The sequence below is a fragment of the Rheinheimera sp. EpRS3 genome (assembly GCF_001513785.1).
Classification (GTDB): domain Bacteria; phylum Pseudomonadota; class Gammaproteobacteria; order Enterobacterales; family Alteromonadaceae; genus Alishewanella.
The window spans coordinates 742,253-762,562 of record NZ_LNQS01000001.1 but is presented as its reverse complement, the minus strand read 5'-3'; the positions used below and the strand labels follow the sequence as shown (position 1 = coordinate 762,562).

At 49.9% G+C, this 20,310-nt stretch carries 18 protein-coding genes; 12 read left to right on the top strand and 6 right to left on the bottom strand.

Features of this window, described 5'->3' with window-relative positions; all coding sequences use genetic code 11:
- Positions 1-59 precede the first annotated feature (59 nt).
- From AR688_RS03215 to AR688_RS03180, 8 genes are all read left to right on the top strand, one after another.
- Positions 60-4,577, top strand: coding sequence for an EAL domain-containing protein (locus AR688_RS03215; RefSeq protein WP_082694658.1), 4,518 nt, complete (start codon positions 60-62; stop codon positions 4,575-4,577).
- Between the two features lie 110 nt (positions 4,578-4,687).
- Positions 4,688-5,533 carry a DMT family transporter gene (locus tag AR688_RS03210; RefSeq protein WP_068229023.1) on the top strand — a complete coding sequence of 282 codons (846 nt, stop codon included), beginning with the start codon at positions 4,688-4,690 and terminating at the stop codon, positions 5,531-5,533.
- Positions 5,534-5,768: 235 nt separating this feature from the next.
- Positions 5,769-7,202 carry a tRNA (N6-isopentenyl adenosine(37)-C2)-methylthiotransferase MiaB gene (gene miaB / locus AR688_RS03205; protein WP_068229021.1) on the top strand — a complete coding sequence of 478 codons (1,434 nt, stop codon included), beginning with the start codon at positions 5,769-5,771 and terminating at the stop codon, positions 7,200-7,202.
- A gap of 45 nt (positions 7,203-7,247) precedes the next feature.
- Positions 7,248-8,252: a PhoH family protein gene (locus AR688_RS03200; RefSeq protein WP_068229019.1), complete on the top strand. Its 1,005-nt coding sequence runs from the start codon at positions 7,248-7,250 to the stop codon at positions 8,250-8,252.
- Complete coding sequence (gene ybeY / locus AR688_RS03195; RefSeq protein WP_068229016.1) at positions 8,252-8,713, top strand: rRNA maturation RNase YbeY; 462 nt, start codon at positions 8,252-8,254, stop codon at positions 8,711-8,713. Before AR688_RS03200 ends, ybeY begins: the two co-directional genes overlap by 1 nt.
- Before the next feature lie 33 nt (positions 8,714-8,746).
- Entirely contained in the window at positions 8,747-9,619 is an 873-nt protein-coding gene (locus AR688_RS03190; RefSeq protein WP_068229013.1) for an HlyC/CorC family transporter, read from the top strand.
- 5 nt (positions 9,620-9,624) lie between these two features.
- A complete protein-coding gene (gene lnt, locus AR688_RS03185; RefSeq protein WP_231731903.1) occupies positions 9,625-11,187 on the top strand; it encodes an apolipoprotein N-acyltransferase in 1,563 nt (520 codons plus the stop codon).
- Between the two features lie 75 nt (positions 11,188-11,262).
- On the top strand, positions 11,263-11,841 hold the full coding sequence (locus AR688_RS03180) for a GNAT family N-acetyltransferase (protein WP_082694656.1): 579 nt from the start codon (positions 11,263-11,265) through the stop codon (positions 11,839-11,841).
- Positions 11,842-12,040: 199 nt separating this feature from the next.
- Here AR688_RS03180 and AR688_RS03175 read toward each other — a convergent pair whose 3' ends face one another.
- Entirely contained in the window at positions 12,041-14,434 is a 2,394-nt protein-coding gene (locus AR688_RS03175) for a Lon protease family protein (protein WP_068229010.1), read from the bottom strand.
- Positions 14,435-14,581: 147 nt separating this feature from the next.
- Between AR688_RS03175 and AR688_RS03170 the strand changes: the two genes are divergently transcribed.
- The 4 genes from AR688_RS03170 to AR688_RS03155 all read left to right on the top strand — a co-directional run bounded on the left by AR688_RS03170 (position 14,582) and on the right by AR688_RS03155 (position 16,929).
- Complete coding sequence (locus AR688_RS03170; RefSeq protein ID WP_068229008.1) at positions 14,582-14,857, top strand: hypothetical protein; 276 nt, start codon at positions 14,582-14,584, stop codon at positions 14,855-14,857.
- A 93-nt stretch (positions 14,858-14,950) separates the two neighbouring features.
- Positions 14,951-15,571, top strand: a complete 621-nt coding sequence (locus AR688_RS03165) for an HvfX family Cu-binding RiPP maturation protein (protein WP_068229005.1) — start codon at positions 14,951-14,953, stop codon at positions 15,569-15,571.
- A complete protein-coding gene (locus tag AR688_RS03160) occupies positions 15,564-16,232 on the top strand; it encodes a sigma-70 family RNA polymerase sigma factor (protein ID WP_082694655.1) in 669 nt (222 codons plus the stop codon). The genes AR688_RS03165 and AR688_RS03160 overlap by 8 nt, the downstream gene beginning before the upstream one ends.
- Complete coding sequence (locus AR688_RS03155) at positions 16,225-16,929, top strand: DUF3379 family protein (protein ID WP_068229001.1); 705 nt, start codon at positions 16,225-16,227, stop codon at positions 16,927-16,929. The genes AR688_RS03160 and AR688_RS03155 overlap by 8 nt, the downstream gene beginning before the upstream one ends.
- Before the next feature lie 46 nt (positions 16,930-16,975).
- Here the strand turns inward: AR688_RS03155 and AR688_RS03150 are convergent, their stop codons facing one another.
- The 5 genes from AR688_RS03150 to AR688_RS03130 form a co-directional block, all read right to left on the bottom strand.
- Positions 16,976-17,764, bottom strand: a complete 789-nt coding sequence (locus AR688_RS03150; protein WP_068228998.1) for a PEP-CTERM sorting domain-containing protein — start codon at positions 17,762-17,764, stop codon at positions 16,976-16,978.
- A gap of 150 nt (positions 17,765-17,914) precedes the next feature.
- Positions 17,915-18,478, bottom strand: a complete 564-nt coding sequence (pnuC, locus tag AR688_RS03145; RefSeq protein WP_068228995.1) for a nicotinamide riboside transporter PnuC — start codon at positions 18,476-18,478, stop codon at positions 17,915-17,917.
- A 15-nt stretch (positions 18,479-18,493) separates the two neighbouring features.
- Entirely contained in the window at positions 18,494-18,901 is a 408-nt protein-coding gene (locus AR688_RS03140; RefSeq protein ID WP_068228992.1) for a DCC1-like thiol-disulfide oxidoreductase family protein, read from the bottom strand.
- Positions 18,901-19,620 carry an aspartate/glutamate racemase family protein gene (locus tag AR688_RS03135; RefSeq protein ID WP_068228989.1) on the bottom strand — a complete coding sequence of 240 codons (720 nt, stop codon included), beginning with the start codon at positions 19,618-19,620 and terminating at the stop codon, positions 18,901-18,903. The genes AR688_RS03140 and AR688_RS03135 overlap by 1 nt, the downstream gene beginning before the upstream one ends.
- Before the next feature lie 131 nt (positions 19,621-19,751).
- Positions 19,752-20,195: a hypothetical protein gene (locus tag AR688_RS03130; RefSeq protein ID WP_068228986.1), complete on the bottom strand. Its 444-nt coding sequence runs from the start codon at positions 20,193-20,195 to the stop codon at positions 19,752-19,754.
- Positions 20,196-20,310 lie beyond the last annotated feature (115 nt).

Sequence of the window (20,310 nt, the reverse complement as noted above, 5' to 3'; positions counted from 1 at the left end):
ACAATAACGCAGATGTAGCAGCAATAATAATAATCACGCTACAGTGAACGGGAGTTTCAGTGAATTTTGTGCAGCCTTTGATGCGTATTGCAGCCCTGTTTCTGGTGTTGGCTGTGTTCAACTTAGCTGCGGCCCCGCTATTACGCCCTCTGACACCGGATCAGGGGCTGACACAGGGTTCAGTTAATGATTTGCTGCTGGACCAGGAAGGCTTTCTCTGGCTGGCTACCGAGGGCGGCCTTAACCGTTTTGACAGTAATCAGGTGGTGCAGGTTGGTACTGAGCTGGCCAGTTTAAAAGAAATTTCATTTACCCGCTTACTGCAGGACAGCACCGGCAGTATTTTTGCGGCAACCGCCACAGGCGATCTGTACCGTTTTAACCGCGCCAGTGGTTATATCGAACTGGCGGGCAGTTTACGCCAGCAGAACGACCAACCCAACAGCACTTTTATCTCAGACGCTTTTATCTCCGGTATGGTGTCGTACAACAGCGATACGTTATTGCTGAGCACCCATCACGCTGTATTTCGTTTATCGTTAATTGATGGCAGCCATGAGAAGCTATTTGATATCCGCGAAGCGGGTTATAGCGATGGCTGGCTGCGCAATATCCAATATTATCAGGGCTACGCACTGCTAGCCGCGTTTAACGGTGTTATTGCCGTTAACCTTAGCAACAATCAACACCAGTACCTGCCTTACTTAGACAGTAGTACGGTATCAATTGACCGGCTGCACAGCAAAGTGCTGAGTATTAAGCATAACCGTTTGTGGATAGGTACTGTCGATGGCCTTTACAGCGTTAACCTTGACGATATGCTGGCCTACTTACAACACCAGACGCCCTATCAAGCTAAAACAGAGCTGGCCGCACTGAATGTCTGGCAGGTAAAGTGGGTTGATGATCACGCCCTGATACCGACCGAGCGCGGGCTATACCGCTTTTATCCGCAACAGCAAAATACAGAATTTGTGCTGCGCTTTAGCGATGCTAATCTGGGCTTATTTGAAAACACCATCATAGATATAGTGGCCGATAAAGCCGGGGGTTACTGGCTGGCATCGCGCGACAATGGTGCTTATTACTGGCATCCACGCAGCCAGGCTTTCAGCCAGATTATCCGCACCGATAACGATAACACCACGCTTAGCAGTAATGTGGTTTATAGCCTGCTGGCCAGCGACAACCAGACACTGTGGATAGGCACTGCCAATGGCCTGAATAAAAACCAGCTGCATAACGGCAGCAATACCAGTTATCTGGTAAACCCGGACCCCAAAGCTATTGAACATGATGGCACTATTTATGCTATTTATCCGGCAGATAACGGCAACCTGTGGCTGGTTAATGCCAATGGCTTGCGATTATTTAACACCAGCACGGGCAAACTGCAGTTGCCTGCCAATATTAAAGACAGTGACAAACACTATTTAGACGCCAGAAACAACAGCTATTTTCTGTATCAGCAGCAGTGGTACTTCTTTTACGATACCAAACTGATGCGTTACACACCGGCCACCGGCACAGTTGAAGACATCAGTAATGATTTCAGCGCGTCCGGCGACAGCCGCGGTACTATTTTGGGTGTTTATACCGGTAAAAATATGGGCTTGTTAGTGGCAAAACCGGATGAGATCTGGTTATGGCAGCCACAGAATAACAGCCGCCGTCTGATTTATCAGGCGCCTGGCTACCAGCCTATGCTGGGCCGTATTGCCAACTCTATGCAACAGGATAAACAGGGCCGGTTGTGGATCAGTATGTCGGGTGTAGGCTTACTGGGCTTTGCCGCAGACACGCTGGAGCTGCTGCATTTTTACAGCATAGACGACACCTTATTGTCAGATGCGGTATATAACCTGCAACTGGATGCACATGACGATATCTGGTTTTCCAGCCATTATGGCCTGGCCCGGCTTGATGCCGATACTCTGCAAATTGAGTTTTTTACCCGCGATGACGGTATTTATACTCATGAATATAACGGCGGTGCAGTAGCAACACTGGCCGACAACCGGCTTGCCTTTGGCAGTATGCGTGGCGTAACACTGGTAGAGCCCGCACGGCTGCAGGAGCAAACCGCCGAGCCAAACGCCATTATTACCGGCCTCAGTGTGTTGTCTGGCAATTTAAAGCCGGTAAATGCCAATTTAAATGAACGCCATTTTACGTTATCGCATAAAGATCTCGGTATTACCCTGCAATTTAGCGCGATGAATTTTAGCAACCAGCACAAAATGCGTTATCGTTACTGGCTGGAGGGCAAACAAAATATCAGTTACCCGCCGCAGCGTGGCAACAGCGTTATTTTCCCGCAGCTAAGCAGTGGTGATTACACCTTTAACGTGGTGGCTATTTCCCCCGAAAGCGGCACTGAAAGCGCACCGGCAAAAATTCATTTACACATAAAACCCGCTCTCTGGTTATCCGGCTGGGCATTGCTAAGCTACGCCGCCCTGCTAACCCTATTGTTGTATAAATTTTACCGGTTACGCCGCCATCAGCATGCGCTGCTGCGCAGCATACATACCAAAGCCCTGCAAAGTGAGCAGCGCCTGAAACAGGCTCTGGCCTCGGTAAACAGCGGTGCCTGGGAATGGCAGGCTGACACTAACCTGCTGTTCGCATCACGCATTCACAGCATGCTCGGTTACAATGAAGCCATGAACCCGCTGACGTTACAGCAACACCAAACGCTGATCCATCCTGACGACCGGGAGGGTTTCAATGCGCAGTGGTTACGTTTCTTACAGCAGCCAGAGCTGGGATTTGATTTTACCTATCGTATGCAGCACCAAAGCGGTAACTGGCTATGGTTTCGCGATCTGGGCAAAGCCACTGAATATGATAACGACAAAAGCGTAAGCAAAGTTATTGGCACCTTTAGTAATATCACCGAAACCCGCGCCAATCAGGAAAAAGCCCGGCTATTTGGCGAAGCCTTCCAGCAAACCCGCGACTGGGTGGTTATTCTGGACAACAACCAGCGGGTCATTGCTGCCAATCAATCTTTTGCCGATGCCTTTGGCAGCGTGGAGCAATACCTTGACCAGCCCCGTACCCACCATTTGGGTATTAGCCTGATGCGAAGGCGTTTTTACACCAAGCTGTTAAAAGAAATGAAACCAGGCCAGCACTGGCAAGGTGAAGAGCTGGTTATTACCCCGGATGGCCGTGAGCGTCCTACGCTGATTAACATCAGTGCCATTGGCGAACAGCAGGAACTGGCATTTTTTGTCTTGGTATTTACCGATATTACCGCGCAAAAAATGGCCGAAGATGAACTGCGTTACCTGGCCAACTATGATGCCCTGACCGGCCTGCCCAACCGGGCTTTATTAATGGACCGTATTTACCACGGCATTGATCAAGCCAAGCGTGACAAGCGCTCCTTGGCGCTGTGCTTTATCGATCTGGACAAATTTAAGCAGATTAATGACTCACTCGGCCACGATGTCGGCGATTTATTACTTAAAGAAGTAGCCCGGCGTTTAACGCTGACGCTGCGGGACAGCGACACCGTGGCGCGCTTAGGCGGCGATGAATTTATTGTGCTGCTTGAAGGCTATAAAACCGCAGACAATATCAGCCATGTCGCCCGTAAGATGCTAACCGTTGTCAGTGAACCTATGCAGTTAGGTACTCATACCGTTGGCGTATCCCCCAGTATTGGTATAGCCATATATCCTGACGATGCCATTAATGCTATCGAACTGCTAAAGCACGCTGATGTGGCGATGTACCATGCCAAAGAAGCCGGGCGTAACAACTTTCAGTTTTTTACCGCCGAAATGAACGAAAAAGCCCATATGCGGCTGGCGCGGGAAACCCGTTTACGTAAAGCACTGCAGAATGATGAGTTTGTTAACTTTTATCAGCCCATCGTTAACAGTCAGACCCGTCAGGTGGTGGGGGCTGAAGTGCTGATCCGCTGGCAAAGCAGCGAAGGGTTAATTTCTCCGGCTGAGTTTATTCCGCTGGCTGAAGAGCTGCGGCTTATTATTAATATGACACACCAGTTACTGGAAAGAGCCTTAAACGACTTACGCCAATGGCATCTGGACGGCTATCAGCTGTATTTGTCTGTTAATTTATCCACCCAGCATCTGGAACAACCGGCACTGGTAGAACATACCCGGTTTTTGTTGCAAAAATATCAGGTGCCTGCCAATTGCCTGCGGTTTGAAGTTACCGAAAGTGCACTGATGCGCGACCATCAAAGCGCTATTGATACCATGCTGGCGCTTAGCGAGCTTGGCGTACAACTGGCACTGGATGACTTTGGCACGGGTTACTCATCACTAAAATACCTGAAAGAGCTGCCGATTGATGGCATTAAAATTGACCGCAGCTTCGTGCAGGATATCGGCATCGACAGCAGCGATGAAACCATTATTGAAGCCATGCTCAGTATGGCCAACAGCCTGGGCATGTATTGTGTGGCAGAGGGCGTAGAAACCGAGCAACAACTGGCGTTTTTCAACCGCCGCCAATGCTACCTGATCCAGGGTTATTTATTCGCCAAACCCATGCCAGCAGCCGATATTCCGGCATTTTTACAAACCGAACTGTGACAAACGCCAGGCTGCTGCTGTGCTGCGATATATTCTGTCAGCAGCGGCTAATGCAGCTACCGGCTCTGATATACTAGTCAGCCTTATCACCCACGCTGCAGGCTGTTATATTGTCGCCGTTAGCCAAAGGAGCCTTGCTACTGCTGCTGGCCGAAGCATGCTTCGCTGGTATTGGCGCTATTGTTAAATTTACCAGCGGCACCGCGTCAGAAGTGCAGGTGGTGTTTTTCCGTAACTTTTTTGCCCTGCTGCTAATGCTGCCGTTTTTATACAAACACGGTTTTAGCCTGCTAAAAACCCAACGCTGGTACCTGCATCTTAGCCGCGCATTAACCGGGCTTATTTCGATGTACTGCTTTTTCTATGTGCTGGCGCGCTTGCCATTAGCACAGGGTATGCTGGTGCTGCTGCTCTCACCCTTTATTGTGCCTATTATCGCCAGATTCTGGTTAAAAGAGCGCCCCAGCCGCCTGACACTGTTTGCCATAGCACTGGGTTTTGTTGGCGTAATGCTGGCACTACCCGGCACCGCTGGCACTATTGATGCCATTATGCTGGTGGCGCTGGTATCTGCTGTGTTGGTAGCCGTGACCAAAACCACTATCCGTTATATGTCTGATACCGAGCCTGCGGTGCGTATTGTGTTTTACTTTTCGCTGCTGACTGCCATTTTATCTGCGGTGCCGCTGCCGTTTTACTGGCAGCCGCTAAACAATGAGGTATGGCTGGCTTTTATTGGTATGGGCGTACTGGCAGCCATCGGCCAACTGGCGATGACGCGCGCTTATGCCGTGGCGCCAGCCAGTGATATTGGTATGTGGACTTACAGCAGCGTAATTTTTGCCGGTTTATTTGGTTATTTATTCTGGCAGGAGCCGGTAACCATGGCCTGGTTTGGCGGTGTATTGGTGATTTTCTACGCCGGTTATATCACAACCCGGCAAAGGCTGTTATAGCGATTCTGCAAACTCATTATGAACAGGCAGGGATCGGTTTACTCTAAGTCAACCGTTGAAGGCATGGATGCCTGAGTCGAGCCCCCACGGATGGGTTTACGGCGCGTTGACGTGGGTAAACCGATCTCGGCCCTACTTCGAAGTAGCCATTTTACGCCAGTGCTGGCAACGCGGGCCCGAACAGGCTAAAATACGCTCCCTTTTTTCCAAGTGACAATACAGGTAACGACACACAATGGGCAAAAAACTGCACATTAAAACCTGGGGCTGCCAGATGAACGAATACGATTCATCCAAAATGGCCGACCTGCTGGATGCTACCCACGGCTTTACGCTGACCGAAGAGGCAGAAGAGGCAGATGTTATTCTGCTAAACACCTGCTCTATCCGCGAAAAAGCACAGGAGAAAGTATTCCATCAGCTGGGTCGCTGGCGTCCGCTGAAGGAGAAAAACCCGAATTTAGTGATCGGTGTCGGTGGCTGCGTAGCCTCACAGGAAGGCGCAGCCATTCGTGAGCGCGCACCCTATGTTGATATCGTCTTTGGCCCGCAAACCCTGCACCGGCTGCCCGAAATGATCAACGCCGTACGCGGCAACAGATCGCCGGTGGTGGATGTGTCCTTCCCGGAAATTGAAAAATTCGACCGCCTGCCTGAGCCTAAAGCCGATGGCCCAACCGCCTTTGTCTCGGTAATGGAAGGCTGCTCAAAATACTGTACCTTCTGCGTAGTGCCTTATACCCGCGGTGAAGAAGTCAGCCGGCCGTTGGATGATGTGTTATTTGAAATTGCCCAGTTAGCCGAACAAGGCGTGCGCGAAGTCAACCTGTTGGGCCAAAACGTTAACGGCTACCGCGGTGAAAAATTCGACGGCACTATCTGTCATTTCTCGGAATTACTGCGTTTAGTCGCCGCGATTGACGGTATCGACCGTATTCGCTACACCACCTCGCACCCGGTGGAATTTACTGACGATATTATCGAAGTATACCGCGACGTACCTGAGCTGGTTGATCACCTGCACCTGCCGGTACAAAGCGGCTCTGACCGCATTTTAAACCTGATGAAACGCGGCCATACCGCGCTGGAATATAAATCGCAAATTCGTAAGCTGAAGAAAATCCGGCCGAATTTAAGCATGTCGTCTGATTTTATTATCGGTTTCCCCGGTGAAGACGATGCCGATTTCCAGGCCACGATGGATTTAATTGCCGCAATCAATTTTGATATGAGCTTCAGCTTTATTTACAGCGCCCGCCCAGGCACACCAGCTGCAGACTTGCCGGATGATGTCAGTGAAGAAGCGAAAAAACAGCGGTTGTATATATTGCAAGATCGCATTAACCAGCAGGCGCTGAAAATTGCCCGTGGCATGCTCGGTACCGAGCAGCGTATTTTGGTAGAAGGGCCATCGAAAAAAGATATTATGGAACTGACTGGCCGCACCGAAAATAACCGTGTGGTGAATTTTGAAGGCTCGCCAGACATGATAGGCTGCTTTGTCGATGTGAAAATTACTGATGTATTCAGTAATTCATTGCGTGGTACGCTAATCCGCACTGAGCAGGATATGGGCTTGCGCCGTGAAATAGCACCGCAGCAAATTCTGGCACGGCAAAAAGCCGCGCCGGTAGCAGACGTACTTGGCGTAACCACTTTTACACCTTAACTGATCCGGGGGCATTAATGCCCCCTTTTACACTGAGGCAGGCATTTGAGCACAACTTTACATACTGCAGATTTAACGCTGGAAGGTGCTGACAACCGGCGGTTAACGCTGTTATGTGGCCCCTTTGACGATAACCTAAAACACGTTGAACGCCGTTTACTGGTTGAGATCAGCCAACGCGACAACCAGCTGAAAATAGCTGGCCCGGCCGATAACGTTGCCGCTGCTTTAGATGTACTGCAGCAGTTGTATGCTGCCACGGCTTTGCCGACGGCAGAGTTAACGCCCGAGCAGGTGCATTTGCTGATCAGCGAAAACTACGATATTCAGTACCAGCAACATGACGACGAGCCGCGCGATTTCAGCCTGAAAACCAAAAAAGGCCTGATCAAACCGCGCAACCCGAATCAGGCGGCTTATGTTGGCAATGTGCTTAAACATGATGTCTGTTTTGGTATTGGCCCGGCCGGTACCGGTAAAACCTATTTAGCCGTAGCCTGTGCGGTAGACGCGCTGGAGCGTAACCTGGTGCGGCGCATTGTATTAACGCGCCCGGCGGTAGAGGCCGGTGAAAAACTGGGCTTTTTACCCGGCGACTTAGCACAAAAAGTCGACCCGTACCTGCGGCCTTTGTACGATGCCCTGTTTGAAATGCTTGGCTTTGAAAAGGTTGAAAAGTACCTTGAACGCGGCATTATTGAAATCGCGCCGCTGGCTTATATGCGCGGCCGCACGCTGAACGACGCCTTTATTATTCTCGATGAAAGCCAGAACACCACGGTTGAACAGATGAAAATGTTTTTAACCCGCATTGGCTTTAGCTCAAAGGCGGTGATCACCGGCGATATTACCCAGGTAGATTTACCCCGCGGCCAGTATTCCGGGTTAAAACACGCCATCGATGTACTGAGCGAAGTAGACGAAATCAGCTTTAACCACTTTACCGCCAAAGACGTGGTGCGCCACCCGATAGTGCAGCGCATTGTTATGGCTTATGAAGCCTTTGAAGCGGCCAAAGCGGCAGCAGATAACGCAGCTAAAGGCCAATAATGGCAATTACTCTCGATTTACAGCTGGCCAGCACAGCAGATAACTTACCCACCGAAGCACAGGTTCAGCAGTGGCTGGATGCGGCCATACTGCCTTTTCATGCTGAAGCCGAAGTAACCGTGCGGATTGTTGATGACGCCGAAAGCCAGCAGCTGAATTTTGATTATCGCAGCAAAGATAAACCCACCAATGTGCTGAGCTTTCCGTTTCAGTGTCCGCCGGGCATCGAGCTGCCACTATTGGGCGACTTAGTGATTTGTGCTCCGGTTGTGGCTGCAGAAGCGGCAGAGCAACATAAAAGCCTGCAGGCCCACTGGGCACATATGGTAGTACACGGATGCTTGCATTTATTGGGCTTTGACCATATAAATGACGACGATGCCGAGCAAATGGAAGCCAAAGAAGTCACCATATTGCAGCAACTTGGCATTACTAACCCCTATTTGTTGGATAACGAATAGGTTTTTTTTGTTTTTTGGAGCAACAGTTCACCCATGAGTGACGACAATCCCCACTCTAGTCGCGGTTCTGCCGGTAAATCCTGGTTAGATCGGATCGCCAGTATCTTTAGTGCAGAACCACAAGATATATCTGACTTACAAGACATCATCAGCGAAGCGCAAGCGCGTAACCTGATCGATGCCGATACCAAAAGTATGCTGGACGGCGTGCTTGATGTTTCCAGTATGCGGGCCCGTGACATTATGGTACCGCGCTCCCAGATGGCCACCATCGACATTGACGACTCTGTCGCTGATATGCTGCCCATCCTGATGGAAAACAATCACAGCCGTTATCCTGTCGTCAATGAAGACAAAGACCATATAGAAGGCATACTGCTGGTGAAAGACCTGCTGCAGTACGCGCTGGACCCCAATGTTAACGACTGGCACCTGCGCGATTTACTGCGCCCGGCGGTGATTATCCCCGAGAGTAAGCGGGTTGATGCGCTGCTAAAAGAATTCCGCCAGAAACGTTACCATATGGCCATAGTGGTGGATGAATACGGCGGTGTATCCGGCCTGGTAACCATTGAAGATATTCTGGAACAAATTGTCGGCGAAATTGAAGATGAGCACGACGATGAAGAAGAAAACGATATCAAGAAAATGGCATCCCGGGTGTTTCAGGTTAGCGCCCTAACACCGCTGGATGAATTTAACGAATCATTTAACACCACCTTTGATGAAGAAGACGCCGACACCATAGGTGGCATAGTGCTGCATGCGTTTGGCCATATGCCTGCCAAAGGTGAAAGTATCGAGCTTGAAGGTTTAACCTTTAAAGTCAGCAAAGCGAACAGCCGCCGTTTAGTGCAGCTGCAAGTGATCCGCGCTAAAGAGCCTGCCGAGACAGAGGAAAACTAACTATCTTGCGTCCTGTTGTCGCCAGGCTGTCACAAGCCCTGCCCCATCTGCTGCTTATTGCTGCCGGTGGGGTTACTACTCTGGCCTTTGCGCCTTACACACTCTGGTGGCTGCCACTGCTTAGTCTGGCGCTGCTGGTGTTTTTATTGCAGCGTGCAGCAACAGCAAAGCAGGCAGCACTAAGAGGTTTCAGTTTTGGCCTGGGCTGGTTTGGTGTCGGCATCAGTTGGGTGCATGTCAGTATTGACCAGTTTGGTGGCTTGCCACTGGCAGGCAGTTTGGGGCTAATGGCCTTGCTGGTTAGTTATCTGGCATTGTTTCCGGCTCTGGCCAGTTGGCTTAGCTATAAATTGCAACGCCCGGCTTTTACGCCACTGTTATTTGCCGCCTGCTGGACAATGACAGAATGGCTGCGTAGCTGGTTATTTACCGGTTTTCCCTGGTTATCTATGGGCTACAGCCAAACCAGCCAGGGCCTGCGTGATTTCGCCCCACTGATTGGCGAAACCGGCATCAGCTTTTTGCTGGTGTTTTCTGCCGCAGCACTGGCGCAGCTTTTTTTGCAGCAGCGCGCTATCAGCCGTTACAGCTATATGTTTATTGCCGGCTTGTTATTTGTGCTAAGCCCGCATCTGGTAAAGTTCAACGGCTGGCAGTACAGCGATAAACAACTGTCTGTCGCGCTGGTGCAGGGCAACATAAAACAAGACTTACGCTGGGCGCCGGAGCAGGAATGGCCCACCATGCTTAAATATATGGATATGACACGGCCAAATTTCCAGGCCGATTTAATTATCTGGCCGGAAGCGGCGATCCCCCGGCTGGAGCCTGTAGCACAGGATTTTCTTGATAACCTCAACCGTGCTGCACTGTATCAAAATACCGCAGTCATCAGCGGCATTCTCGATTACAACAGCCAAACCGAACAAGCCTGGAACAACCTGATTGTGCTGGGTAAACGCCATACCGACTCCACCGATGGCGATTATTTTTACGGCCACGGCAACCGCTACAGCAAGCACCATTTGCTGCCAATCGGCGAGTTTGTGCCACTGGAGGGCTTATTACGCAAACTGGCTCCTATTTTTGATTTGCCGATGAGCTCGTTTACCCGTGGTGCTTATGTACAACCGAATCTGGTAGCCAACAGCTACCATTTACTGCCTGCCATTTGTTTTGAAATTGCCTTTCCAGCCCAGATAGCGGCCAATATGACCGACGCAACGCAACTGCTGCTAACGGTAAGCAATGACGCCTGGTTTGGTGACAGCATAGGCCCGCACCAGCATTTGCAAATTGCCCAAATGCGTGCGCTGGAGTTTGGCCGGCCGGTATTGCGGGCAACGAACAACGGCGTAACAGCCACCATTAATGCCAGCGGTAATATTAGTGCCACCGTACCTCAGTTTACCGAAGCGGTGTTAAAAGACGAGCTACGCCTGAGCACAGGCACCACGCCCTACAGCCGTATTGGTGATAAGCCATTGTGGTTAATATGCGGTTTTTTCCTGTTTTTGTTCAGTACTATTAAATGGCGCAGTGCAAAAATGGTTGTTAAAGCTATTTAGTCATTAACATTTAACTTGAGAAGCCATCTCAGTCAGGTAGACTGTCAGCACGCTTTTGTTTTGCCGGCCCCTGGTATGACCCTACTGCACAATATCAGCCGCACCCTGCAGCGCCGCCGTAACAGCACCTGGCATGCACTGGGTTATGACACTACAGTGCGCGCTGAAACCCCGGCTGACTACGAGGCAATAGCCAGCCTTACCCGCTCTGCGTTTAATAATGAAGCTGAAGTCAACCTGATCACGGCATTGCGCCAGCAGGCAACTGACTGCATAGCCTTAGTGGCTGAACAACATGGTCAGCTTGTCGGCCATATCCTGTTCTCAGCCGCTACGCTGGATAAAGCACCACAAACCCGGTTAATGGCGTTAGCGCCAATGGCGGTAAGCAATGTATTGCAGCATCAGGGCATAGGTTCGGCACTGGTGCGGGCCGGGCTGGAGCAATGCAAAAAACAGGGCGTTGCGGCAGTAGTCGTGCTGGGCCATCCGGCGTACTATCCGCGATTTGGCTTTATCCCGGCCAGCCGGTTTACTATTAGCTGCCCGTGGCAAGCACCGGACAACGCCTTTATGTTGTTAGAGCTGACACCCGGCGCGCTTAAAGGTAAAAGCGGCCAGGTGCTGTATCATCCGGCTTTTGCAGCGCTTTAATCCGTGGATATAACACGAACCGGTTTACCCACGCTAACACGCCGTGAATACGTCCCTGTAGGCTCGACTATAAACTTCATCCATGAAGTTTATCCTGCGGACCAGCATAGCTGTTCAAATTCGCTCCCGGCGAATTTGTCAGTATCCATGCCTTCAACGGTTAGCTTAGGGTAAACCGATTCTCATATGGAAGTGTTAACTAATCCTCATCCATACTGCCATTTACTATTTCAGCAATCTCTGCCAGCCGCACCAAAGCGCGGCCATTAACTGATTTTTTTGGATACTGGCCGCGGCTGTTTTTCTCGCCGGCTTCTACACCGGTTAACAGGGTTAACGCCTCATCCACGGTTTTTACTACATACAGATGAAACTTCTGCTGTTTTACTGCAGTAATAACATCGTCATTCAGTACTAAATTCAGCTGATTACTGGCCGGAATAATCACGCCCTGCTCGCCGGTTAAACCGCGGCTTTGGCATAAGCGGAAGTAGCCTTCTATTTTTTCATTTACCCCGCCAATGGCCTGCACCTGGCCATGCTGGTTAATAGATCCGGTTACCGCCAGGCTTTGCTTAATTGGAATATCGGTAATGGCCGATAACAGCGCACACACTTCGGCCAGCGAGGCGCTGTCGCCGTCAATATGGCCATAGCTTTGTTCCATGGCAATATTGGCCGACAGTGTCAACGGAAACTGGCGGGCATATTTAGCGCCAAGGTAGCCGGTTAACAGCAGTACGCCTTTAGAGTGAATAGCTTTGCCCAGCTCAACCTCGCGTTCAATATCGACTACACCGCTGGAGCCGGCAAATACCGTAGCACTAATACGTGCCGGTGTACCAAAGGCGGTATCACCAATTTCCAGTACCGTCAGGCCATTAATTTTGCCCACGGCCAGGCCGTCGGTATCAATTAAAATCTGGCCTTCCTGAATATCTTCCAAAAAGCCCTCGCTAATACGGCCGGTGCGATGCTGCTTACCTTTAAGAGCCTGCTGAATATGCTCTGCCGTTAAGCTGCTGCTATGCTGCTGACCAGCGTAATAACAGGCTTCACGCACCAACTCTAATACATCGGCAAAGCGGGCCGACAACTTACGTTGGTGTTCGGCCTGGCGAAAACTAAAAGTCAGCAGTTGTTTAAAACCGCTGGCGGTCAGCTCGTCAATATTCAGCAAGCGCATTTGCTCACGAATTTGCATCGCCATATAAGTGATGGTTTCAGCGGTATTAGGCAGGTAATGCTCAAAGTCGGCCAATACCCGGAACAGCTCGTTAAACTCATCGTCAACGTCCTGGATCAGGTAATACAGGTCGCGCGAGCCCAACAGCACCACTTTGACATTCAGCGGTATCGCCCGTGGCGTAATAATGGTTGAGTTGGTAACCGCATGCTCCGACAGCGTATCAATTAACAGCTCGCCGGATTTTAGCGCCAGCTTAAGCGCATCCCACAGTTGCGGTTGTGTCAGCAGCCGGTCAGCATCCAGGATCAGATAACCACCATTGGCGCGGTGCAAAGCACCGGGGCGGATCATGCGGTAGTTGGTATATAAGTTACCGCTACTGGAGTTGTATTCTACCCGGCCAAACAGGTTGCCGTAGCTGGGGTTAGGTTCAAAAATAATCGGCGCGCCCGACATGCTCTCGTAATGCACCAAGACGTTGGGCACAAATTCTTCAATAAAAATTTCGCGGTTGTCGGCCTCTTCTTGCTTCTCCGCTTCAGATTCATCCGGCATCAGTTCCAGCACAGCCTTTACCAGATGGCTGCGCATTTCGCGAATGTAGCGCAGTACACCCAGCTCAGCAGCATAGTCATGCTCCAGCTGCTTCAGCAGCGGTTTAATCGCCTGTTCTATGGTGTCTTTACGCAAAGCGCGCAGGCTTTCTGACAGCTCACGTTTCCACTGTGGCAGCTCAAGCAACTGCTCATTCAGTATGGTTTCCAGCTCGCTGACCAGACCATAAAAATATTGCCGCTGCTCTTCGGTTAACTTAGAAAACTCCTGATCGTCCAGCGGCTTGCCGTCGATAATTGGCGAAAAGCTTACTGCGCCGTTTTCTTCATACAGCACAACATTTTTTTCCAGCGCCTTGCTCTCTACCAGCTCAATAGCATTTTCGTATTTATCGTCAAAAGCACGGGCGATGGCTTTTTTCTTACGCTGATAACCGGGGTTATCAAAAGCGGCCGGAAAGGTATCCAGCAGTTCGTCGATCAGGGCTTCAATTTTTTTAACCAGGATTTTGCCTTCACCCGGCAGTAAACGCAGGGTGTTGGGTACACGCTCATCATCAAAGTTATTCAGGTAACACCACTCTTCCGGCGTGGCTTTTTCACTGGCAGCCTGCTGCAGTATGTCCTGCACCAGCGTAAAGCGCCCCAATGCCGGCTCACCCATTACGTACAGGTTGTAACCGGGCATATCCATGCCAATGGCAAAAGCCAGTGCCGATTTAGCCCTGTCCTGGCCAATAAATGCCGGGATCAGTTGCTTAACATCCAGCGCCTGTTTAATCAGCTTGCTGTCCAGATGCGGCCCGAGTTGTTGTACCGTCAGTGCCAGAGGATTGAGGTGTTGTGTCATGTATTACCTTAGCTTAACCAGCTGTTATAGCGGCTATACTAGCAAAAAGCAGCCCTGCTGTGCTGGTCAATTTCATTGTTTAGCTAAAGAAATTGCCGTTGTTGTCGATACAGTATTTATCAAGGCAAACAGTACACGGAGCCAGTTATGAACGAGACTTACCGCTTACAAAAAATCCGCAACCTGGGCGTACGCTTACAGGAGCTGGAATTAGTGTCATTAACACCGGGTAAATCTTACACTTCGGCTGCACTTAACTTTCTGTTTGCTGACCACGAATTAGAACGCCCTGCCGGCGTGCCACTGGAGCACACGCTAAAAACACTGGGCGATGCCATAGTAAGCAAACGTAAAGTGCGCTTTACCAACCTTGACGCCGATGCGGTGATTGATTTTTTCTGTCGGCTTTACCGCGTACACTAACCTCTTACTGCGCAGCAAATTATCGCTGCGCTGAAATACATCTGCCTGCCAGCCGTTCTTATACCTCAGTTAATCTGATTACGGGGCCCGCAGATGCAAGCGGCACTATCGTTCTATCATCACACCATTACACAAAGCCAGCGGCTATCAGGTCTGGCACCGCTATTGCTCAGGTTATATCTGGCGCCGGTGCTGTTGCAGGCGGGCTGGAATAAATATCAGCATTTTGACAATACCGTCGCCTGGTTTGCCAATACTGACTGGGGTTTAGGCTTACCGGCTCCGGCGCTGTTGGCCGCGTTGGCAATTGCGGCAGAAACCCTGGGGGCAGTGTTTTTATTACTGGGCTTATTTACCCGCCTGGTAAGCATTCCACTGCTCATTACCATGCTGGTGGCTATTTTTGCCGTGCACTGGCCCAACGGCTGGCTGGCCATCGCCGATAACAGCAGTTGGCTGGCCAACGAGCGGGTTATCAATTCGGCCGAACAACTAAGCAAAGCCAAAGAGCTGTTACAGCAACACGGCAATTATGACTGGCTTACCAGCAACGGTAATGTGGTTATTCTGAACAACGGTATCGAGTTTGCGGCCACTTACGTTGTCATGTTAGTCAGCCTGTTTTTTAGCGGTGGCGGCCGTTACACCAGCCTTGATTATTGGTTATGCCGCCAGAGCCCCGCAAAAATGCAGCAAAGGTCAGCCTATGAATAACATTCATTTTTTGCCAGCGAAGCACAATAGCGCTAGGCTATCAGCCAATTCAGCAGCTATTAAAGCCAGTGCTATGCCAGAGCAATCAACCACGCCACCAGACAATTCGGTAACACCAGTGCCGCATGTTGCGCTGCTTAAACCCAGCGGCAGTAAAAATAAGCGCTATGAACAGTTGGTACAGCTTTACCATGCTGATATCTACCGCTATGGCTACTGGCTGTGCAAAGACCCCGATATCGCCCAGGATTTAGTGCAGGAAACCTTTTTGCGCGCCTGGAAACACCTGGACAGCCTGCTGGATGCCGCTGCAGCTAAATCCTGGTTAATTACCATACTGCGCCGCGAAAATGCCCGCCGCTTTGAGCGTAAACAATTTGACTACGACGATGCCGCCGAACAAGACAGCCTGCCGGACACCCAGCAAAGCAGTGCTGAACAGGATTGTGACAATAATAAGTTACGTAATTATATGGCGGCTTTGCCGGAAGAGTACCGTGAGCCACTGGTAATGCAGGTTATTGGTGGCTTTAGCAGTGATGAAATAGCCAAGCTGTTGCAGCTGAATGTCAATACGGTCAACACCCGCTTGTTTCGTGCCCGCAAGCTATTGCGTGAACAACTGAATATTAACCAGCATGGGGAGACTCACCATGAATAACACTGAAGTGCGCCGTATTTTACTGGTTGATCCCTTTAGCCAGGAACCTGCGGTACGCGATGCCTTAGCGCGGGATACTGCTCTGCAGCAATTTGCCCTTGAACTGCAACAACAGCAGCGTGATCTGGAAGATGCCTTACAGGTGCCGGTACCGCCGATGCTGGCCGAACGCCTGCTGCAAATACCGGCACAGCAGCAACGTAAACCGCTACGCCGCTGGTTTACGCCACTGGCGCTGGCTGCCAGTATTGCGCTGGTATCGGTGCTGAGTGTACAGCTTTATCAAAACAGTTTTGCCACGGATCTTGGCAGCCACGCGCTGGCGCATGTGTACCACGAGCATAACCGCTTGTTGCAGCATACTAAAAGCCAGCCGCTTAGCGAGGTAAACCTGAAACTGGCCGATTTCAGCGCCAGCCTGCAGGATTGGCAGGATGAGATAATTTATGCCCGTTATTGCACCTTTCAGGGCGTACGGTCGTTACACCTGGCTGTGAAAACCGCCACCGGTTACGCCACAGTGTTTATTGTGCCCAAAGAAGCTGAACTGGATTTTGTCGCCAGCTTTGCTGATAACCGTTATCAGGGCTTAACCATGGCGATGTCTAAAGCTAATGTTGTAGTGGTAAGTGACAACGCAACAGACTTAAAGCAACTGCCGCAGAAACTCAGTAACAAACTTATTTTTTCAGCATAAAAAAACGGCCCGCAGAGGCCGTTTTTAACCGCGCTTAAACGCTATATCAGTTGCTGTAGCGCATACGCATGCGTAAACCCGCTAAGCCTGCTGCAAACAGTAAAATGCTGGCAGGTGCCGGAATATCATTTACCGGATCAACCTGATCACCAATAAAGCCGATCAGGTTTTTGGTTAATTCCTGTGAATTGGGTAAATCAAACTGATTCATCATAAAATTCACATCCAGGATCGTGGTTAACGCGCCAGCCATTGCATTACTCAGGCTGCCGACACCAAAAGCCACACCCGAGCCCATAGAACCGTCAGCACGTGACGTGATCCACTGGCCAGTACCGTTATCCATAAAACAGCCAGAGGCAGCATAGGTTACTTCGCTTACTGCATTAGGGCCGGTAAACGGCGCATGTACCATCTGAGTACCGTCGAAACAGCCATCGAAGCCAAGAGCCCCGCCACCTAACAGCTCGATAAGCTCCAGTACCGAATTATTCCGGTCCATAAAGCTTGAATTTTCACCCATTAAAAATAAACCGCCACCACCACCGAGGTAGTCCATGTAGGTATTTTGTGCTGCAGAATCCAGTGCAGCAGCATTAAAAAAACGCACATCCCACACCTGGCTATAGCCAGAAATATCGGCCAGCAGGCTATCAACAATAGTAACTGTATTGCCTACAGCTAAATGCAGTGCCTGTAAGTTCGCCGTTAATGCACTGGTAGTACCCGATTCTGTAGTTTGATCTGCACCATTTATAATAAGGATCGGGCCAGCTGACACTGTGCCAGACAGGGCAAGGCCCGCCACACACAGTAAATGTTTTAATGTTTTCATGCTTCACTCCGTGAATTAGTCTTGCCTGATATGGCAAAGGCACAGAGCAACATTCGAGCCACTAAATATAATATTTCAAAAACATCAGCTTATATTCTAAATTGCTTAATAACGCAGAACCAACGTAAAAAAAGCCGACAAGCCAGGCCCTTAAACAGCTGGCAATTTACTTAAACGGCGCCATAAATACAGGCCATACCAGGCGTTAAACCAAAAGCCGGTATACACAATAGCGGTAAGCTCCAATTCGCGCGAAAAATACAGCGGCACCGCCAGCGTATTTACAATCAGCCAAAACCACCAGGTTTCCAGCTTACGGTTCATCAGTAAAAACTGGGCAATAACACTGAACATTAAAATGGCCGAGTCAACAAAAGGCGCGTAGGCATCAGTAAAGCGGTGCAATACAAAGCCATACAGCAACGTAACCAGCAGCGCCAGTGCTGCATAAGCCAGCAACCGGACAAGCGGGGCTGAGGTTACTGCTTTAACACCGCTGGCACGGCCCCACTGATACCAGCCAATAAAGTTAGTGGCGATAAAAAACAGCATCAGCACCACTTCGGCATACAGCTTTACCTGATAAAACAACACAGCAAACAAGGCACAGCCAATAACGCCCAGCCACCAGGTATGAATGCTGTTACGGGCAGCCAGAAACACCGCCAGCAAATAAAAGCCGTTGGCGCCATATTCCAGATAGGTGGGGTTCATCAGGGTTTCCTGCAATTAAAAACGATCATTACCGCCAATACCAAGGTTGTTAATCTTGCGTTTGCTCAGTAGTTTCAGCAGCAGATTACGGAAGAAGCGTAACAGCGGATACAGCCACTTTGCCAGCCGTTTTGATTTAAACAAATGATAATTCAGCCGGTTAAATAGCCCGCTGCGGCTACTAAGCAGCGACAGCATATAAATAGCGTCGCTGCCGTAGTACCAGTTGTCACCCATTTTCAGCACCATACCCTGATCAATATCCAGCCCCTGTGCGGTAATTTGCTGCATTACCTCTGTGTCTTCACGGGCGTTAATCAGTTTAAGCTCGCCGACACTCTGGCGAATACGTACCATCTGGCAATAAGCATTACAGGCCGGGCAGTCTTTGTCGTAAATCAGCAGTATAGGGTTTTCAGCCATTAGGGTGCTTTGTCGGCGTTTAGGTTATCAGTTAGTGCCAGTCTAACAGCTGCAGCGGCGTGGATCACCGTAGTATCAAACAGCGGCACGGCGGCATCAGCTTTGCCCACCAGCAAACCAATTTCGGTGCAACCCAGAATAATGCCATCCACGCCTTGCCAGGCAAGGCCGGCCATCATCTTACGCACGGCTTGTTTAGATTCCGGTGTAATTATCCCCAGGCATAGTTCCTGATAAATAATCTGGTGCAGACTGTCTTGTTCGGCTTCATTCGGCAACAGCACTTCAATGCCGTGTAACTCAGTTAGCCGCTCGCGGTAAAATGGCTGCTGCATGGTAAATTTAGTGCCAAGCAGCCCTACACGGCTGCAACCTGCATGTTTTATTGCAGCGGCAGTAGCATCGGCAATATGCAGCAGCGGAATACTCACTGCAGTTTCAATGCTGCTGGCCACTTTATGCATGGTGTTGGTGCAAAGCACAATAAAATCGGCGCCAGCCGCCTCAAGCGAGCGCGCAGCATCGGCCAACATAACACCAGCGCCGTCCCAGTCGCCGGCATGTTGTAGGCGTTCAATTTCATAAAAATCGACGCTGACTAAAATACATTTAGCAGAGTGCAGCCCACCCAGTTGTTGTTTTACACCTTCGTTAAGCAGGCGGTAGTAAGGAATGGTAGACTCCCAGCTCATACCGCCGATAAGGCCAATGGTTTTCATCGTAAAACTCTCTTTAATCTTCAGGCAGATAACATGGCGTAAAAACCCATCGTCTGCAATATCAACGCAGTAGTGCCGATCAGTTCAGTAAAGCTCATGCCTATTCGTTTGTGCTGCCAGCTGTTTGATATCTAATCACTGATACGAGATACAACCACCGATAAGAATGGCTTCGAAATATCGCTGCCATATAAATAATTTACTGATACTTCGATGTTTTTATCTGGCATAGCTAAATCTGTTGCAGAGTACGAGGCGCTGTTCTGAGTGTAAGAAAACGTACTGTAAACAGCTTGATGTCCGGTTAAGCATTGCTCAAGACCAGCCACAGTATTCCCCATAAACTCCTTCGAGCTATTTTGAACCAGCCAGGCACAAAACTGCTTTTCAGATTTCAGTTGGTTGTGAATACAAGAGATACTCATATTGCCCCAGTCACTTTCCAGTTTAAACATGACTGGTTGTTCCAATGTCGAAGACTGCGCAAAAATTCTGAATTTTTCGCAGAGCATTTCGGTTGCACTGCCATTGAATGCGACAAGAACCAGAATTAATAATAGTGACTTTGTTTTCATAAGAAATAGCGCCGACGATAGTGGCCGCACGTAGCAAGGTCCGGCCCCAAAGGAGCGATGCTGCTTAGCTTTGTCAGCAGTGGATTAGGGATCCATGACTTGATGAACAATTTCA

Excerpts from the sequence above, each read along its gene's own strand:
- AR688_RS03160 (WP_082694655.1), top strand. The coding sequence starts at position 15,564 with ATGAATAACATTCATTTTTTGCCAGCGAAGCACAATAGCGCTAGGCTA.
- AR688_RS03135 (WP_068228989.1), bottom strand. The coding sequence starts at position 19,620 with ATGAAAACCATTGGCCTTATCGGCGGTATGAGCTGGGAGTCTACCATT.
- AR688_RS03170 (WP_068229008.1), top strand. The coding sequence starts at position 14,582 with ATGAACGAGACTTACCGCTTACAAAAAATCCGCAACCTGGGCGTACGC.
- miaB (WP_068229021.1), top strand. The coding sequence starts at position 5,769 with ATGGGCAAAAAACTGCACATTAAAACCTGGGGCTGCCAGATGAACGAA.
- AR688_RS03130 (WP_068228986.1), bottom strand. The coding sequence starts at position 20,195 with ATGAAAACAAAGTCACTATTATTAATTCTGGTTCTTGTCGCATTCAAT.
- AR688_RS03190 (WP_068229013.1), top strand. The coding sequence starts at position 8,747 with ATGAGTGACGACAATCCCCACTCTAGTCGCGGTTCTGCCGGTAAATCC.
- AR688_RS03150 (WP_068228998.1), bottom strand. The coding sequence starts at position 17,764 with ATGAAAACATTAAAACATTTACTGTGTGTGGCGGGCCTTGCCCTGTCT.
- AR688_RS03155 (WP_068229001.1), top strand. The coding sequence starts at position 16,225 with ATGAATAACACTGAAGTGCGCCGTATTTTACTGGTTGATCCCTTTAGC.
- ybeY (WP_068229016.1), top strand. The coding sequence starts at position 8,252 with ATGGCAATTACTCTCGATTTACAGCTGGCCAGCACAGCAGATAACTTA.
- pnuC (WP_068228995.1), bottom strand. The coding sequence starts at position 18,478 with ATGAACCCCACCTATCTGGAATATGGCGCCAACGGCTTTTATTTGCTG.
- AR688_RS03175 (WP_068229010.1), bottom strand. The coding sequence starts at position 14,434 with ATGACACAACACCTCAATCCTCTGGCACTGACGGTACAACAACTCGGG.
- AR688_RS03140 (WP_068228992.1), bottom strand. The coding sequence starts at position 18,901 with ATGGCTGAAAACCCTATACTGCTGATTTACGACAAAGACTGCCCGGCC.
- AR688_RS03165 (WP_068229005.1), top strand. The coding sequence starts at position 14,951 with ATGCAAGCGGCACTATCGTTCTATCATCACACCATTACACAAAGCCAG.
- AR688_RS03180 (WP_082694656.1), top strand. The coding sequence starts at position 11,263 with ATGACCCTACTGCACAATATCAGCCGCACCCTGCAGCGCCGCCGTAAC.